The organism is Humibacter ginsengisoli, from assembly GCF_054780095.1.
Window position 1 is genome coordinate 345,904 of the sequence record NZ_BAAGWZ010000003.1, and the last position, 15,730, is coordinate 361,633.

At 68.0% G+C, this 15,730-nt stretch carries 16 protein-coding genes; 4 read left to right on the forward strand and 12 right to left on the reverse strand.

The genetic code is table 11. The features are described from left to right. Positions 1-19: 19 nt before the first annotated feature. Positions 20-1,204 (forward strand): YncE family protein, encoded by a 1,185-nt coding sequence (locus ACYVI5_RS06340; RefSeq protein ID WP_460579450.1) that lies wholly within the window; start codon positions 20-22, stop codon positions 1,202-1,204. A gap of 64 nt (positions 1,205-1,268) precedes the next feature. Here the strand turns inward: ACYVI5_RS06340 and ACYVI5_RS06345 are convergent, their stop codons facing one another. From ACYVI5_RS06345 to ACYVI5_RS06390, 10 genes are all read right to left on the reverse strand, one after another. Continuing rightward, the gene (locus ACYVI5_RS06345) at positions 1,269-2,696 is read right to left on the reverse strand and encodes an MFS transporter (RefSeq protein WP_460579451.1); all 1,428 of its coding nucleotides are present in this window, start codon (positions 2,694-2,696) and stop codon (positions 1,269-1,271) included. Between the two features lie 66 nt (positions 2,697-2,762). Beyond that, positions 2,763-3,977, reverse strand: coding sequence for an acetyl-CoA C-acetyltransferase (locus ACYVI5_RS06350; RefSeq protein WP_460579452.1), 1,215 nt, complete (start codon positions 3,975-3,977; stop codon positions 2,763-2,765). After that, positions 3,970-4,620, reverse strand: a complete 651-nt coding sequence (locus ACYVI5_RS06355) for a CoA transferase subunit B (protein ID WP_460579453.1) — start codon at positions 4,618-4,620, stop codon at positions 3,970-3,972. The genes ACYVI5_RS06350 and ACYVI5_RS06355 overlap by 8 nt, the downstream gene beginning before the upstream one ends. 1 nt (position 4,621) lies before the next feature. Continuing rightward, positions 4,622-5,422: a CoA transferase subunit A gene (locus ACYVI5_RS06360; protein WP_460579454.1), complete on the reverse strand. Its 801-nt coding sequence runs from the start codon at positions 5,420-5,422 to the stop codon at positions 4,622-4,624. Beyond that, entirely contained in the window at positions 5,415-6,695 is a 1,281-nt protein-coding gene (gene pcaDC, locus ACYVI5_RS06365; protein ID WP_460579455.1) for a bifunctional 3-oxoadipate enol-lactonase/4-carboxymuconolactone decarboxylase PcaDC, read from the reverse strand. Before pcaDC ends, ACYVI5_RS06360 begins: the two co-directional genes overlap by 8 nt. Further along, positions 6,692-7,879, reverse strand: a complete 1,188-nt coding sequence (locus ACYVI5_RS06370) for a lyase family protein (protein ID WP_460579456.1) — start codon at positions 7,877-7,879, stop codon at positions 6,692-6,694. Before ACYVI5_RS06370 ends, pcaDC begins: the two co-directional genes overlap by 4 nt. Continuing rightward, positions 7,872-8,429, reverse strand: a complete 558-nt coding sequence (gene pcaG, locus ACYVI5_RS06375; protein ID WP_460579457.1) for a peptidase associated/transthyretin-like domain-containing protein — start codon at positions 8,427-8,429, stop codon at positions 7,872-7,874. The genes ACYVI5_RS06370 and pcaG overlap by 8 nt, the downstream gene beginning before the upstream one ends. After that, positions 8,422-9,183, reverse strand: a complete 762-nt coding sequence (gene pcaH, locus ACYVI5_RS06380; protein WP_460579458.1) for a protocatechuate 3,4-dioxygenase subunit beta — start codon at positions 9,181-9,183, stop codon at positions 8,422-8,424. The genes pcaG and pcaH overlap by 8 nt, the downstream gene beginning before the upstream one ends. 22 nt (positions 9,184-9,205) lie before the next feature. Next, the gene (locus ACYVI5_RS06385) at positions 9,206-10,378 is read right to left on the reverse strand and encodes a 4-hydroxybenzoate 3-monooxygenase (RefSeq protein WP_460579459.1); all 1,173 of its coding nucleotides are present in this window, start codon (positions 10,376-10,378) and stop codon (positions 9,206-9,208) included. A gap of 92 nt (positions 10,379-10,470) precedes the next feature. Further along, a complete protein-coding gene (locus ACYVI5_RS06390; protein ID WP_460579460.1) occupies positions 10,471-11,223 on the reverse strand; it encodes an IclR family transcriptional regulator in 753 nt (250 codons plus the stop codon). A gap of 55 nt (positions 11,224-11,278) precedes the next feature. Here ACYVI5_RS06390 and ACYVI5_RS06395 point away from each other — a divergent pair, with 55 nt between their 5' ends. Beyond that, positions 11,279-11,629 (forward strand): DUF2200 domain-containing protein, encoded by a 351-nt coding sequence (locus tag ACYVI5_RS06395; protein ID WP_460579461.1) that lies wholly within the window; start codon positions 11,279-11,281, stop codon positions 11,627-11,629. A gap of 253 nt (positions 11,630-11,882) precedes the next feature. Here ACYVI5_RS06395 and ACYVI5_RS06400 read toward each other — a convergent pair whose 3' ends face one another. Then, entirely contained in the window at positions 11,883-12,188 is a 306-nt protein-coding gene (locus ACYVI5_RS06400; protein WP_460579462.1) for a helix-turn-helix domain-containing protein, read from the reverse strand. Next, positions 12,185-12,535, reverse strand: coding sequence for a type II toxin-antitoxin system RelE/ParE family toxin (locus ACYVI5_RS06405; RefSeq protein WP_460579463.1), 351 nt, complete (start codon positions 12,533-12,535; stop codon positions 12,185-12,187). The genes ACYVI5_RS06400 and ACYVI5_RS06405 overlap by 4 nt, the downstream gene beginning before the upstream one ends. A 175-nt stretch (positions 12,536-12,710) precedes the next feature. Here ACYVI5_RS06405 and ACYVI5_RS06410 point away from each other — a divergent pair, with 175 nt between their 5' ends. Beyond that, a complete protein-coding gene (locus ACYVI5_RS06410; RefSeq protein ID WP_460579464.1) occupies positions 12,711-14,285 on the forward strand; it encodes an NAD(P) transhydrogenase subunit alpha in 1,575 nt (524 codons plus the stop codon). 56 nt (positions 14,286-14,341) lie between these two features. Continuing rightward, positions 14,342-15,718 carry a Re/Si-specific NAD(P)(+) transhydrogenase subunit beta gene (gene pntB, locus ACYVI5_RS06415; RefSeq protein WP_460579504.1) on the forward strand — a complete coding sequence of 459 codons (1,377 nt, stop codon included), beginning with the start codon at positions 14,342-14,344 and terminating at the stop codon, positions 15,716-15,718. Positions 15,719-15,730: the final 12 nt, after the last annotated feature.

Here is a 15,730-nt window from a genome sequence, read left to right on the forward strand (position 1 = left end):
CCGGCCGAGGAGGTCAACGATGATCGATACCCATCCGCTTCGCACTGCGACGGCCGGCGCGCGGCACCTACGGAGGGCCGGCGTGACAACCGGTGTTCTCGCCGGCATCGCGGCTCTCACGCTCCCCCTTTCCGGAGTGCCCGCTTCGGCAGCGGGAAGACACGGACCCAGCGAGGGCTCCAGCTACACGCAGACATCCGTCATCAGCATTCCCACCCCACCAGGTGAACCACTGTTCGCGGACATCATGTTCGGCGATCAGCGCACACAGCGCGTGTATCTGAGCGATCTCGCGAACTCGTCGCTCGATGTGCTCGACGCGAAGACCATGAGTCTGATCGCACAGGTGCCTGGATTCAGCGGCGGCCCAGCAGGTGTTTTCGCCGACGACCTGAATCAGGTCTGGGCGGGCGACGGATCCGGTTCAGTGAAGGTGATCTCGGCCACGGCGCCGTATCGAATCATCGATTCCGTCCCCGTGGGAGCTCCGACCGCGGACGAGATCGGATACGACCCCGTCGATCAGATCATCGCGGTCTCGAGCCCGGATGCGACATCCGCATCGGGAGCGCCCACGCCGTGGGTCACGCTGATCGACGCGCGACCAGCGGCAGACGGCTCGCATCGTGTGCTCGGGCACGTGGTGATCCCCGGTGCCGGTCCCGATTCGATCGAGCAGCCGCAGTGGGATCCCGGCACGCGCACGTTCGTCGAGTCCATTCGCGCCACGCACGACCTGCCGGGCGGAGCTGTCGCACGCATCGACCCGCTCGAGGTTCGTCTGGAAGCGCTGCTGCCGATCGATGAGCAGTGCCAACCGGGCGGCCTCGCCGTCGGACCGCAGAATCAGCTGCTACTGGGCTGCAACAACGGCGCGCCCGTTCTCATCGACTCCGTCACCGGCCGCATCCTCGCCACCTACTCCGGACACGACGCAGGCGGTGCCGACGAGGTCTGGTACAACAGCGCCGACAACCGCTTCTACGCAGCCGAGGCCGGTGCGGCCGGACCGCCGCCGCTTCCGCAACTCTTTCCTCCGTCGGTGATGGTCATCGACGCGAAAACCGACGACTTCGTTACGACGATTCCGCTCGGCAGTACAGGCCTCGGTTTCCACCAGGTCGCCGCGATCGGCGATCCCGCGCAGGTCTTCGTGCCGGAATCCGACGGGGTGCACGTCTACACGGCGGACAAGAAGCACTGAGCGGGAACGGCTAGACATTGCGGGCGGTGCACCGGGCATCGAGGTCCGGATCGCCGCCCGCGCCTCACGGCGAGACGTCCTCGAACACGCGGTTGCGGGTGTGCACCGTGAACTGGGCGATGATCGACGCGATGATGAGGAAGCACGAGATCAGCATCAGCGCCCAGAACACCGACAGTTGTGGAATGAGCGGAGCGAGCACGAGGATGCCGATGCCTCCGCCGACGTGCCCGACGCCGTCCACGACGGCGAAGCCCGTCGAGCGTGCCCTGGTGGGGAAGTTCTCCGCGGTCAGCGCGTAGGTCGGCGACACCCAGAGGTTGAAGCCTGCGAAGATCAGCATCGCGCCGATGAAGTCGACAGCAAGGGACTTGCCGGCCACGGCGATGAGGATCGCACCGATGAATGTGACGATCGTGCCGACAGGCAGCCAGTACCGCCGCTCGAGCTTCTCCACGATGAACGACATCACTATCGCCTCGACGACGAAGCCGATCGTCCCGACCGCGGCGATCACGCCCGCCTCGGGTGGCGAGAACTTCAGCGAGGTGAGCACCGACGTGAATCCGGCGGCGTAGGCGTACACGGTGATGTAGCCGAAGAACCAGAGCAGAAAGAGCAGGATGACGCGCTTCAGGTAGACGGGATTGAGGAAGATGTCGGCGTACGGCACGGTCCGCGCCGGCGGCCAGTGCGTGGGCACATCGTCCATCATCGGAGGGGCGAGCGCCCCTCTCCGTGCCGCGCGTGCCTCCATGCCCTCGGCGATCTTCTCCGCGTCGTCGACGCGTCCTCGCTGCAGCAGCCAGCGCGGCGATTCGGGCAGCTGGAACCGCAGCAGAATGGCTATCACGGCGAGGATCGCGCCGATGGCGTACATCCACCGCCATCCGGATGCCAGGCCCAGCGCGAACGGGAGCCCGGTCGGCCAGGGCGCCGACGCTGTGGTGAGCAGCAACCCGAGCCAGACCCCAAAGAAGGCGCCCAGCGCCGACATGATGAAGATGACCGTGGTGAACTTGGCTCGCGACTGCTTGGGCGAGACCTCGCCGATGTAGGTGTTCACGATGGCGAGGTCCGCGCCGATGCCGATCCCCGTGACGATGCGAGAGATCGTGAAGTTCACGTAGTCGGTCGACAGTGCCGTGTACAGCGAGCCGAGACCGGTGATCAGCATCGTGATCAAGAGCATGTTGCGACGGCCGATCCGGTCCGACAGCGGCGAGAGCACAAGCGTGCCGACCACATAGCCGAGCAGGTTCAGCAGGGTCGGAAGCGGCAGGTAGGTCAGCGCCATCTCGGGCGTGCACCCATGCACCAGTTGCGTACAGGTCTGCACGAACGACACGTTGATGTCGAAGATGTCGTAGAACGTGAACAGGAATCCGAGGCCGATGATGGCCAGAAAGGCCGGCGACAGCGACCAGGTTCTGATGCGGTCCAGCCGCGCCATTATGCGGCGCGACGCCTCGGGGATGGGTTCGCCGTTCATCTGAAGCTCCTTCCACGTCACTGTGTGAGGGCGAGCGAAAACTTACCACCGAGCCCGCGTCGAGTCCTACACCCGCTCGAACACGGCGGCGAGCGCCTGCCCTCCCCCGATGCACATCGTCTCGATGGCGAGAGTGCCGTCGAGCGCGGGGAGTTCGTGAGCGAGCGTGGCGAGCATCCGCAGTCCCGTCGCCCCGATCGGATGCCCGATAGAGATGCCGCTGCCCCGCGGGTTCAGCCTCGGGTCTTCTGCGTCGATCCCCCAGTCGGCGAGACACGCGAGCACCTGCACCGCGAATGCCTCGTTCAGCTCGATCACGTCGAGGTCCGCCCACGTGGCGCCCGCGCGCTCCAAGGCCCGGTTTGCCGCGGGCACGGGCGCGACACCGAAGATGCGGGGATCGTTGCCCGCTATAGCCCAGGAGCGCATGCGCAGCAGCGGTGAGAGGCCCAGCGCGGTAGCACGCTCGGGGGTGGTCACGATCGCGGCCGCGGCCGCGTCGTTCTGCCCGCTCGAGTTGCCTGCCGTGACGGTCGCATTCGGATCGTCGCGTCCAAGGATCGGGCGCAGTCCCGCCAACGCTTCCAGAGACGTGTCGGCTCGTGGATGCTCGTCGCGGTCGACGACCGTCTCCCCTCGCCTTCCCGGGACCACCACGGGCACGAGCTCGTCGTCGAACGCACCGGATTGCTGTGCGGCGACCGCGCGCTGGTGAGAGCGCAGCGCAACCTCGTCCTGCGCCGCACGTGGGATCCCGTAGTCGCGTCGCAACTGCTCGGCCGAACCGACGTTGCCCTCCGGCGTCGGAAACGACCGGCCTCCCGCCGTCTCGCGTCCTCGAGCCAGAGCGTCGTGCAGCATCAGTCCACCCGAGGGGATGCCGCGCCGGCCTTGCTCGGTGTACAACGGCGCGTTCGACATCGACTCGGCGCCGAGCGCGATCAGCACGTCACTGGCTCCGGTCTGCACCTCCATCGCGGCGTTGATCACGGCCTGCAGGCCGGAGCCGCAGCGGCGGTCGAGCTGGTATCCGGTTGTGGTGACCGGGAAGCCCGCGTTGAGCGCGGCGACCCGCCCGAAGGCGGGCGCCTCCATGGTGGGGTACCCCTGGGAGCCGATCACGCCCTCCACCGCGGCAGGATCGACTCCCGTCCGCTCGAGCAGGGCGCGCAGTACCGTCTCGGCCAGTGCCAGCGCCGACACCGGTGCGAGCGCCCCGCCCATGCGACCGACCGGGGTGCGCAGGGGCGAGCAGATCACGACGTCGCGAAGTTCAGGCATCCGTCTTCTCCAGTTCGACGACGAGCCCGGCGCCCGTCGCCCGCCTCACGTCGTCTTCGGTGACGCCCGGTGCGAGTTCACGCAGCACGAGGCCGTCGCCGGTGACGTCGATCACCGCGAGATCCGTGATGACGCGGTCGACGCATCCGCGGCCGGTGAGCGGCAGCGTGCACTGCTCGACGAGCTTGGGCGAGCCGTCCTTCGCGACGTGCTCCATCACGACGATGACGCGCTCGGCTCCGTTCACCAGATCCATCGCGCCTCCCATGCCCTTCACCATCTTGCCCGGCACGGCCCAGTTGGCGATGTCGCCGGATGCGGAGACCTGCATCGCACCGAGCACGGCGGTGGCGATGCGTCCTCCGCGAATCATGCCGAAGCTGGTGGACGAGTCGAAGTAGCTTGCGCCGGGCAGCACCGTGACGGTCTCCTTGCCCGCGTTGATGAGCTTCGGGTCCGCCTCGCCTTCCCACGGGTAGGGTCCGACGCCCAATATGCCGTTCTCGGAATGCAGCACCACATGCACCCCTTCGGGCAGGTGGTTCGGGATGAGCGTCGGCAGCCCGATCCCGAGGTTCACGTACGATCCGTCCTCGAGCTCGAGCGCGGCTCGGGCCGCCATTTCGTCGCGGCTGCGCGGCATGTCAGTTCCCCTCCTGATTCGCGAGCTGCGCCGGTCGCTGGCGCACGGTGACCTTCTCGATCGGGAGGTCCGCGGACTGCTCGGGCGTCAGAGCTACCACGCGGTCCACGTAGATCCCCGGCAGGTGGATGTCGTCAGGCGCGAGCTCGCCCGGCTCCACGAGCTCGTCCACCTCGGCGATCGTGATCCGCCCGGCCATTCCGGCGAGGGGGTTGAAGTTGCGGGTCGACTTCTCGAACCGCAGGTTGCCGTGCTTGTCGCCGACCGCGGCACGGACCAGCCCGTAGTCGGTACGGATCGCGGTCTCGAGCACGTACTCGCGCGATGTGCCGAACACATCGAACGGGCGCAGCTCCTTCGGCTCGCTCGCCACGGCCACGGTGCCGTCGGCGGCGTAGCGGATGGGCATCCCACCGTCGGAGACCGCGGTGCCTGCGCCAGTTGCTGTGTAGAACGCGGGGATGCCCGCACCGCCCGCCCGAAGCCGCTCGGCCAGCGTGCCCTGCGGCGTGAGCTCCACCTCGACCTCGCCGCCCAGGTACTGCCTGGCGAACTCCTTGTTCTCGCCGATGTAGCTCGCGATCACGCGGCGGATGCGCCCCGCAGCCAGCAGCTCCCCGAGGCCCCATCCGTCGACACCGCAGTTGTTCGAGACCACCGTCAGGCCGCCGACCCCGCGGGCAAGCACGGCACGGATGGTCACGATCGGCACGCCGGAAAGCCCGAACCCGCCGACGGCGAGCGATGCGCCCTCGGGTATGTCGGCAACCGCTTCGGCGGCGGTGGGGTACGTCTTATCCATCGTTCTCCCGGCTCTGTTCGGATGTCTCGGCTCCCTCATCCGGCGAACCAGCGTCGGACGACACGGATGATGTCTCGGTCGTATTGGATGTCTCGGCGAAGACCTCGCGCATGGCGGCGAGTGCGCTGTTGGCGGCAGGCAACCCGGCGTAGAGCGCGGTGTGTTGGATCACCTCGGCGATCTGCGCGCGGGTCAGACCGTTGCGCAGGGCCGCGCGCACGTGCATCCGCAGTTCGTTCTCGTGGCCGCCGGTCACGAGGCTCGCAAGCGTGGCGATCGACCGCTCACCCCTGGTCAGCTGCGGTCGCGCCCACACCTCACCCCAGGCATAGCGGGTGATGAAGTCCTGGAAGCCGGCGGTCTCCGGCGTGATAGCCGCGACCGCGCGGTCGACGTGTGCGTCACCCAGCACCTCGCGTCGCACGCGCATGCCGGCTGACCGAACGTCACCGGTTGCTGAAGGCATGTCATCGGCCGGCGGCTCTTGACCACCCAGCTGCGATTCGATCAGCGCGGTCGTCTCCTGCGGGCACTCGAGCGGAATCAGGTGCGAGGCATCCAGCTCCACGAATCGGGAGTCGGGCAGCGCATCCGCCAGCTGGCGCATGAGCTCCGGCGTGGTGACGACGTCGTGGCGGCCGGCGACGATCAGCGCAGGGACTCGCACCTCAGTGAGCGCGTCGCGGCGGTCGAAAGCGGCGAGCGCCTCGCAGCACAGCGCATACGACTCGTCGTCGACATCGATGAGCGTTCGCAGTGCGTGTCCGCCGGGGCCATCGGGGTTCCGGTCCAGGTAACCGGGGGCGAACCAGCGTTGGGCGCTGCCCGCGACGACGGACGCGGTTCCGGATGCCCGCACTTGCGCCGCTCGCTCCGCCCAGCCATCCGGGGTACCGATGGCCGCTCCTGAGCAGAACATCGTCAGGCTCAGCGCCCGCTCGGGCACGGTGATCGCCAGTTCCAGCGCAACGGCGCCACCGAGGGAGTCGCCCGCGAGATGAAACGCTCCCCCGCCGACCTCGTCGATGACGTGCAGCACGGCCGCGGCGAGGTTGCCCACCGTGAAGGGTTCTCTCGCAGGCGGCGAGGCGCCGTGGCCGGGCAGGTCGACTCGAAGGATGCGCGGCCGGCCCGGCTCCGCTGCGAACTTCGCGACGACGCCGTCCCAGAGCTCTGCGGTCGTTCCCAGCGACGGCAAGAGCACCAGGAGCGGCGCGCCGAGCGCGGTCGGTGCGGTCGGGATCATGGAGCCGCGCAGTCGGAGATCCGTCATCGCGTTCCTCCGTCAACTGCGCCGCCCACCGACGCCAGTTCGTCGAACCGCTCGACCGCGGCGTCGACCATGTGCCCGGCAGCGATCGTGTTGCTCTGGTCCGCGGCGCGATGGCCCGTGTCGCTCACCGCCTCTGAGGACGCTTGCGCATCACGTGCTGCCGCCCTCCCGGCATGCACGACCAGGTCGCTCGAGGCGTGGTCGAGCAGACTTGCGCTCTCGGCCGCGAGCCGGAGCGTCTCACGCCAGGCCTGCCACTCAGCGTGCCATTCCCCCGCGGGGCGGGCGTCGTAGCTGAGCGCTGCGGACTGCAGGACGGCCAGCGCTCCCCCGACACGAAGGCCGTTCGCCACCAACAGCACCGCGTCGACCGGGTTGTGCTTGTGCGGCATCGACGACGACCCACCACCGTGACCAGGCGTGATCACTCCGTCGCGGGCGAGCAGGCCGAGATCACGCCCGACCCGGCCTCCGGCAGCGCAGACGCTCGCGGCCGACCTCGCCACCGCGAGCACCGCCGACCGCTCCGTGTGCCACGACCGCCCTGGATCCGCGAGACCGAGCTGTCCCGCGACCCGGCTGCGGAGCGTGGCGACGGCGGCCGGATCGCCGCTGCGACGCAGCATCGCATTGCCGTCGCCGACCGCTCCGCCGAGCTGCACCGGATACGACACCGAGTCGAGCGCCTCGAGAGCGGATGTGACGGCATCCAGCCAGACGGAGATCGCTGCACCCAGCGTGGTCGGCTCCGCCTCTTGAGTGAGCGTGCGCGCGATCGTGGGCGTCGCACGGTGCTCGAGCGCGAGGTCACGAAGGCTACGACCCGCAGACTCGAGCTGTGCGCGCGCCGCACCCAGAGCATCCTTTGACACGAGCATCAGCGCGGTGTCGAGCACGTCCTGGCTCGTCATGCCCTGGTGAACCCGTTCCCCGCCGTGCCGGCGGAGCTCGTGCACCAGCCCGACGACGGCCACGCCGGCCTGCCTCGATGACCGCAGCAGGGCATCCTCGTCGATCACCTCGGCGCCCAGCACGGCGCTCGACTCGACGCCGAGCATTTCGCACCACGCCGCCAGATAGGCCCGCTCGACCTCCACCATCGCTTCGAGCACACGGTCGTCCGACGCCACGAGGCCCGCGACCCCGGCGGGTTCGAGCAGGCCCCAGTCGAACGCCTCAGCCACGCCCGTCGCCCTTGAAGTCGAGGAACACCGTCTCGCCCTCGCCCTGCAGCCGGATGTCGAACCGGTAGCTGCGCTCGCCGTCCTGCTCGACGAGCAGCGTGCCTCGGCGCTCGGGCGGAACCGTCTGCAGGAACGGGTCGTCGTCGGAGAAGTAGGCGCGGGTGAAGAGGTGGTGCAGCAGTCCGCGCGCGAACACGGTGACGAGAATGTACGGCGCGCGTCCCTCCGCCGTTGCGCCCGGCCGCACCGTCGTGAACGTGTAGTGCCCCGCGCGATCCACCGCTGCCCGACCGAACCCAGTCACCGCGTAGCCGTCCCGGTGCAGGCTGCCTCGCTCGTGGATCGGGGCTCCGGATGCGTCGGGTCCCCAGATCTCCAGGATCGCGTCGGGTACCGGCTCCCCCGCCCCGTCGTACACCGTGCCGTGCAGCCGGATCGAGTCGGGATCGGCGCGGGAGGCGACATCCGGCCCGCCGTCGTACGGCAGTGCGTACCCGAAGAACGGGCCTACGGTTTGCGATGGAGTCTGGAGATATTCCTGCTCAGGCATGGTCGCCCTCCTCTGGCTCCATCCAGGTGGCCTTTCCGCCCGTGAGCACGATGTCCCACCGGTAGCCCATCGCCCACTCCGGAACGCTGAGGTCGTGGTCGTACACGGACTTCAGGCGCTCCCGGGCAGCGGGATCCACGATCGACTGATAGATCGGGTCGAGCGCGAACAGCGGATCGTTCGGAAAGTACATCTGGCTCACGAGCCGCTGCGTGAAGGCCGAGCCGAACAGCGAGAAGTGGATGTGCGCGGGCCGCCACGCGTTGCGGTGGTTCTTCCACGGGTAGGGCCCCGGCTTGATCGTGATGAAGCGGTACGACCCGTCGTCGCCCGTGATCGCACGGCCCACGCCGGTGAAGTTCGGGTCGAGCGGCGCCGGATGCTGGTCGCGCTTGTGCACGTAGCGACCGGACGAGTTCGCCTGCCAGATCTCGATGAGCTGTCCCCGTACCGGACGGCCTTCGCCGTCGAGCACACGTCCGGCCACGATGATCCGCTCACCGAGCGGTTCGCCGCTGTGCTGGATCGTGAGGTCGCTCTCCTCCGGTGCCACGTCGGAGTGTCCGAACGCGGGCGAGACGAGCTCGATCTCCTCGGGGTCGGCGCGCACGAGTTCGTGGGTCGGATGCCGCAGCGTCGAGCTGCGGTACGGCCGGAAGTCCCGCAGCGGGTGCGGCGGCAACGGACCGGTTCCTGCGGCGGCGTGCACCGCGGCGATCTCGGCGCTGATCTGTTCCTGGCTGAGCTCTGTCATGCATCCACCTCGAGTAATCGGCTCAGAACGGGAGTCCGGCGTACTGCTCGGCGAGGGCCGACTGAGCGTGACGCGAACCTGTGGTGTATTCAAGCTGGCCGACCTGCGTGCGGTACCGGAATGCCCTCGTCGCCTCGTCGGGGCTCTCGCGGTGCACGTGCAGCATCTCCGTCATCCACTGCGAGAACTGCTGCACCTTCCACTGCCTGGCCAATGCTGAGCGGCTGTAACTCTTCAACGGTGTCTCATCCCCGCCGTACCGCGCCACCAGCGACCGGCCCAGCAGCGCTACGTCGGCGATGGCCGAGTTGAGGCCCTTAGCGCCGGTCGGCGGCACGATGTGGCCGGCGTCGCCGGCGAGGAACAACCGCCCGTGCTCGAGCGTCGAGGCGACGAAGCTGCGCATCGGGGTGATCGACTTCTCGCTGATTGCGCCCTCGTGCAGGGTCCACCCCGGCGTGCCGAGCCGCAGCTGCAGCTGCTCCCAGATGCGGTCATCCGGCCAGTCGTCGATCGACTCGTCCGGATCGACTTGCAGGTACAGGCGCGACACCTCGAGCGATCGCATCGAGTGCATCGCGAACCCTGACGGGTGCAGGGCGTAGATGAGGTCGTCGGTGGAGGGCGGCATGTGCGAGAGGATGCCCAGCCACGCGTACGGATAGCTGCGCTCCAGCGCGCGGATGCCCGGAATTGCCGGCCTGCACACGCCGTGGTAGCCGTCGGATCCGATCACAAAGTCGCAGTCGATCCGAAGTTCGTCGCCGTCGTGCGGGGCCGTCACGAACGGCGCATCGCTCTCCACGTCGTGCGGCTGAACGTCGGACACCTCGAACCGCACGTCCGACCCGATGCGATCGTGCTCGGCCAGCAGGTGCTTCACTAGCGCCTGCTGCCCGTAGATCGTCACCGTGCGTCCGACGAGGTCGAGAAAGTCGATGTGGTGACGCTGACCCTCGTACTGCAGGTAGATGCCGTGGTGTGTGAGCCCGCGCTCCGCAAGGTCGCTGTCGAGGCCGAGTTCACGCAGGATGTCGACCGACCCCTGCTCCAGTACGCCGGCACGGATGCGCCCCAGGATGTACTCCCGGCTCTTCTGCTCGAGAATGACGAACTGGATGCCGGCCCGGTGCAGGATGTGCCCGAGCAGCAGCCCCGCAGGGCCGGCTCCGATGATGGCGACTTGGGTTCGCACCGGCTATGCCTCTCACGTCGATGGGAAGGTCACGTTCATCGTGCCGGGCGCCGCGGCATCCACGACGCACGTTTCCACCGAGTGGAAGACAATTACGGGCGCGCGCCGAGCGCTCCCGAGATGCCGCGTGCAGCCATCCGCACCCCGAGCGCGAACTGCGGCTCGTCCTTGCGATCGGCGTGGGCGATGATCGAGACCGCCGCGACGACCTCCCCACCGGCATCCCGTACCGGCGCCGCCACCGAGAACGCGCCCCTGGTCAGCTCCTCGATCGAGACGGAGATGCCCGTGGCACGGATGTTCGCCAGCCGTGCCCGAAGCTCCCGCACCCCCGTCAACGTGTTCGGCAGGAATTTGCGCGGCTGCGATGCCAGGACTTCCTCCAGGGTGTCCTGTGGCGCGTGGGCGAGCAGCACGAGCCCCACACCCGTCGCGTGCAACGGCAGCCTGGCGCCGACGTCGCTGATCACCGAGATCGCCCCCGGCCCGGAGAGCCGCTCGAGGTAGATGACACCGAGTCCGTCGCGCACGGCGAGGTGCACGTGCTCTCCGGTGGCCTCGAGGAGGTCCTCGAGGTAGGGCAGCGCCAGCTCCCGCAGCCGTCTTGCGGTGGGCTGCCGCACGCCCAGCCGCCACAGCTTCAGTCCGACCCGGTACCGTCCGTCGTCGCCGCGCACGAGGCCGCCCCAGTCGACCCACTCCTTCAGCAGGCGATGGGTCGTGGAGACCGGCAGGCCGGCCCGCCGCGCGACATCGCTCAGCGTCAGCGCGTCGCCGCGCTCGAACGCGTCGGCGACGGCGAACACCCGCTGTGCGACGCCGCGGTCATCCATCGGGTGCACCATGAACGCACCATAACCGACGCCGCGTTCTCCGCATCCCGCTCGTTAGGCTCGAGTCATGAGCAGGATCTTCACCACCACTGTCGCCTCGGTGTATCCGCTCTACCTCGCCAAGGTCGAACGCAAAGGTCGCACGAAGGCGGAGCTCGACGAGGTGATCGGCTGGCTGACCGGATACGGCGCCGCGGCCCTCCACAGCCGGCTCGAGTCGGGTGCCACCTTCGAGGACTTCTTCGCGGATGCCCGCCTCAACGAGAACGCCTCGCTCATCACCGGCTCGATCTGCGGGGTGCGGGTCGAGACGATCGAGGACCCGCTGATGCAGAAGATCCGCTACCTCGACAAGCTCGTCGACGAACTCGCGAAGGGCAAGCCGATGGAGAAGATCCTGCGTATACCGACCGCCTGATCCTCAGTGCCAACGCCATGCTCCGCGACGCTGCCCTCTAGCGGCCACGCACCGCAGAGTACGAGGCGAAACGCTGCCTGAGTGCTAACGGGCGACGCCCGACGCACCCCACATCTCCATGGCATCGAGGACGAAACGGAATCCGTGGCACAACACCATCAGCCATGCGCAGAACCCTGCCACATCCGATCACGATCCGCGCGCCGACGGACACGGCGAACGACGCAGGGCATCCCTTACAGCGCGCGAATGCTCAGGCGATCTGGATTCGCTCGTCACCCAGTTCGACCTCCACGCGAAGGTGGCCGCCGACTGCCTCGACGTACTTGCGCAGGGTGTCAACCTGCGCGCGTTCGATGTCGCCATGCTCAATCCGTGAAACGCGGTTCTGGCTGACGCCGAGCCTTCCGGCGAGTTCGACCTGGGTGAGATCGGATGCCTCGCGTAGCTCGCGCAACCGATACGCACGGAGTTCATCGAGCATCTGACGCTTATGGGCGTCGACGCGAGCACGGTCGACCGGACGCTCCCGCACCAGCTCGCCAAGCAACTTCGTCATGGCCTTCTCTCCTTCCTTAGCTTTTCCAGATGCATCGTGAACCGATCGCCGGCGATCGGAATGCTCTCCCGGTACCACTTGCTCCAGTTCCCGGTCTTGTCTCCGGCGACCAAGAGGATTGCCCGGCTTTCCGGGTCGAAAGCGAACAACACCCTCAACTCCGTACGGCCACTCGAGCCCGGTCGCAATTCCTTCATGTTCTTGTGGCGAGAACCGACGACGGTGTCGACCAGCGGTCGTCCCAGTTGCGGCCCGCGTTCGGCAAGCAATTCGAGCGCCGCGATGACCTGCTCATAAGAGGACTGATCCAGCAACGTCAGCCACTCCTCGACTAACTCGATGTCCACGTCCCACACCAAGATTACACCACGAGAGTTGTATAGCCCTGATGTTGTATTGATAGTCATACAGACCTTCGGTCAGGGGTCGCGTCTGCCGCGCCTCGCGGGCGGCGCAGCTGTTTGAAGCGAGTTGATCTCCACCCTCCGATGCCGCCCGGGGAAGTTCCCCTATGGTCAAATCATGGAAAGCACCGCATCGGAGCGGAGCGGCAACCCACTCCGCATGGGAATCGTCAGAGAGCCCGATGGCGAGACGCGTGTCGCCGCGACCCCGGACACCGCGGCGAAACTGGCCGGCCTCGGCTACACGGTCGTGGTCGAACGCGGGGCGGGAGCCGCGGCATCCTTTCCCGATGACGCGTACGAGGGCGCCGGCGCCGCGATCGTCGACACCGCCGAGGCGTGGTCGTGCGATGTCGTGCTGCGGATCAACCCGCCAACCTCCGACGAGATCGCCCGGTTGAAGGACAGCGCCACCATAGTCGGCATGCTGAGTCCCTCGCTTCGGCCCGAACTCCTGCAGTCGCTGGCTGTTCGCGACCTCACCGCCATCGCGATGGATGCCGTTCCCCGCATCTCCCGCGCCCAGTCGATGGATGTGCTCAGCTCGATGTCCAATATCGCCGGCTATCGCGCCGTCGTCGAGGCGGCCCACGAGTTCGGCCGTTTCTTCACCGGGCAGGTGACAGCGGCGGGAAAGGTGCCGCCGGCGAAGGTGCTCGTGGCGGGAGCGGGTGTCGCAGGCCTCGCCGCGATCGGAGCGGCATCCAGCCTCGGCGCCGTGGTGCGGGCGACCGATCCGCGCCCCGAGGTCGCCGACCAGGTGCACTCGATCGGCGGCGAGTACCTGCCCGTCGACGTGGCCGTCGAGCAATCGACCGACGGGTACGCCAAGGCGACCAGCGAGGCGTACGACCGCCGGGCCGCCGAGATCTACTCGGAGCAGGCGGCGGAGGTGGATGTCATCATCACCACCGCGCTCATCCCCGGTCGTCCGGCTCCCCGGCTCATCACTGCCACGGACGTCGCCAGCATGAGACCGGGCAGTGTCATCGTCGACATGGCGGCGGCGCAGGGGGGGAACGTCGAGGGCTCCGTTCCCGGCAAGCGCGTCGTCACCGAGGGCGGGGTGATCATCCTCGGCTACACCGACCTCGCCGGACGGCTGCCCACCCAGGCATCCCAGCTCTACGGCACCAACCTGCTCAACCTGATCAAGCTCCTCACGCCGGGCAAGGACGGCCGCCTGGTCATCGACTTCGACGACGTCGTTCAGCGCGCGGTCACCGTGGTGCGCGACGGATCGATCACGTGGCCGCCTCCGCCGGCGGCTGTCGCGGCGGCTCCGAGCACGACGATGCCCAAGCCCGAGAAGGAGGCGCCAGAACCGAAACGAAGGATGTCGCCGCGCGCCCTGACAGGGCTGGTCGCACTGGGGATCGCGGCCCTCTTCGCGGTGTGCGCGTTCGCCCCTCCGCCGCTGCCGCAGCACTTCCTCGTTCTCGTGCTCGCCGTGGTCGTCGGGTTCTACGTCATCGGTCACGTGGCGCACGCACTGCACACCCCACTGATGAGCGTCACGAACGCGATCTCGGGCATCATCATCGTGGGCGCGATGGTTCAGATCATGGCGCCCTCCCCCGTGGTTCAGGTGATCGCCGCGGTCGCGGTGCTCGTCGCATCCATCAACGTGTTCGGCGGCTTCGCCGTCACCCGCCGCATGCTCGCCATGTTCACGAAGGCGGAAGACCGGTGAGCGCGGCAACCGCGATCGCCGACGCTGCCTACATCGTCGCGGCACTCCTCTTCATCATGAGCCTCGCCGGGCTCAGCAAGCACCAGACGTCGCGCCGCGGCGTCGTGTACGGGATCATCGGCATGACGATCGCCCTCGTGGCCACCGTCATCGTCGTGCTGACCGGTGCGTGGGGCTCGTCGTCCCTGCCGCTCGGCCTCACGTTCCTCGTGGTCGCGATCGTCATCGGTGCGATCATCGGCCTGTGGCGGGCGCGCACCGTCGAGATGACGGGGATGCCTCAGCTCATCGCCCTGTTCCACAGCTTCGTCGGCGCGGCGGCAGTGCTCGTCGGCTGGAACGGCGCGATCGACACCAGAGGCATTCCGGCGGATCTCCTGGGCGTGCACCATGGCGAGGTCTTCATCGGGGTCTTCATCGGCGGCGTCACCCTGACCGGGTCCGTCGTCGCGTTCCTCAAGCTCTCGGCACGCATCTCCTCGAGGCCGCTCATGCTGCCCGGCAAGAACGCGCTGAACATCGGCGCCCTCGTCGTCTTCGTGGCGCTCACCGTCTGGTACATCGCGGCACCGCAGCTCTGGCTCCTGATCGTCGTCACGGCGCTCGCCCTGGCGCTCGGCTGGCACCTGGTCGCCTCGATCGGCGGCGGCGACATGCCCGTCGTCATCTCGATGCTGAACAGCTACTCCGGATGGGCCGCGGCAGCTGCCGGGTTCCTGCTGAACAACGACCTGCTGATCGTCACGGGTGCGCTCGTCGGCTCCTCCGGCGCCTACCTCTCCTACATCATGTGCAAGGCCATGAACCGGTCCTTCCTGTCCGTCATCGCGGGTGGCTTCGGGATCGAGGCACCGTCGAAGACGGATGCCGGCGGCGAGCACCGGGAGATCGACGCGGCCGGCGCGGCGGCGATGCTGGAGGCCGCCTCGAGCGTGATCATCACGCCCGGGTACGGCATGGCCGTCGCCCAGGCGCAGTACCCGGTCGCCGAGCTCGCCCGTCGCCTGCGGGAGAAGGGTGTCGAGGTGAGGTTCGGCGTCCACCCGGTCGCCGGACGCCTGCCGGGGCACATGAACGTGCTGCTGGCGGAGGCCCGGGTGCCGTACGACATCGTGCTGGAGATGGACGAGATCAACGACGACTTCGCCTCCACCTCGGTCGTGCTGGTGATCGGCGCGAACGACACGGTCAACCCGGCCGCCGCCGAGGACCCGGGAAGCCCGATCGCGGGGATGCCCGTGCTGCGGGTCTGGGAGGCGGAGAACGTCATCGTGTTCAAGCGGTCGATGGCGGCCGGATACGCGGGTGTAGACAACCCGTTGTTCTACCGCGACAACGCGCAGATGCTGTTCGGCGACGCGAAGGAGCGGGTCGAAGACATCCTCAAGGTGCTGTCGAGCCAATCGGAGCCGGCCCAGCGCCAGGCCCGATGAACGGCCGCATCG

Bases quoted from the DNA above. Each gene is read 5' to 3' on its own strand.
- ACYVI5_RS06340 (WP_460579450.1), top strand. From the start codon at position 20: ATGATCGATACCCATCCGCTTCGCACTGCGACGGCCGGCGCGCGGCAC.
- ACYVI5_RS06390 (WP_460579460.1), bottom strand. From the start codon at position 11,223: ATGGTGCACCCGATGGATGACCGCGGCGTCGCACAGCGGGTGTTCGCC.
- ACYVI5_RS06410 (WP_460579464.1), top strand. From the start codon at position 12,711: ATGGAAAGCACCGCATCGGAGCGGAGCGGCAACCCACTCCGCATGGGA.
- pcaH (WP_460579458.1), bottom strand. From the start codon at position 9,183: ATGACAGAGCTCAGCCAGGAACAGATCAGCGCCGAGATCGCCGCGGTG.
- ACYVI5_RS06355 (WP_460579453.1), bottom strand. From the start codon at position 4,620: ATGCCGCGCAGCCGCGACGAAATGGCGGCCCGAGCCGCGCTCGAGCTC.
- ACYVI5_RS06360 (WP_460579454.1), bottom strand. From the start codon at position 5,422: ATGGATAAGACGTACCCCACCGCCGCCGAAGCGGTTGCCGACATACCC.
- ACYVI5_RS06350 (WP_460579452.1), bottom strand. From the start codon at position 3,977: ATGCCTGAACTTCGCGACGTCGTGATCTGCTCGCCCCTGCGCACCCCG.
- pcaG (WP_460579457.1), bottom strand. From the start codon at position 8,429: ATGCCTGAGCAGGAATATCTCCAGACTCCATCGCAAACCGTAGGCCCG.
- pntB (WP_460579504.1), top strand. From the start codon at position 14,342: ATGAGCCTCGCCGGGCTCAGCAAGCACCAGACGTCGCGCCGCGGCGTC.
- ACYVI5_RS06345 (WP_460579451.1), bottom strand. From the start codon at position 2,696: ATGAACGGCGAACCCATCCCCGAGGCGTCGCGCCGCATAATGGCGCGG.
- pcaDC (WP_460579455.1), bottom strand. From the start codon at position 6,695: ATGACGGATCTCCGACTGCGCGGCTCCATGATCCCGACCGCACCGACC.
- ACYVI5_RS06400 (WP_460579462.1), bottom strand. From the start codon at position 12,188: ATGACGAAGTTGCTTGGCGAGCTGGTGCGGGAGCGTCCGGTCGACCGT.
- ACYVI5_RS06395 (WP_460579461.1), top strand. From the start codon at position 11,279: ATGAGCAGGATCTTCACCACCACTGTCGCCTCGGTGTATCCGCTCTAC.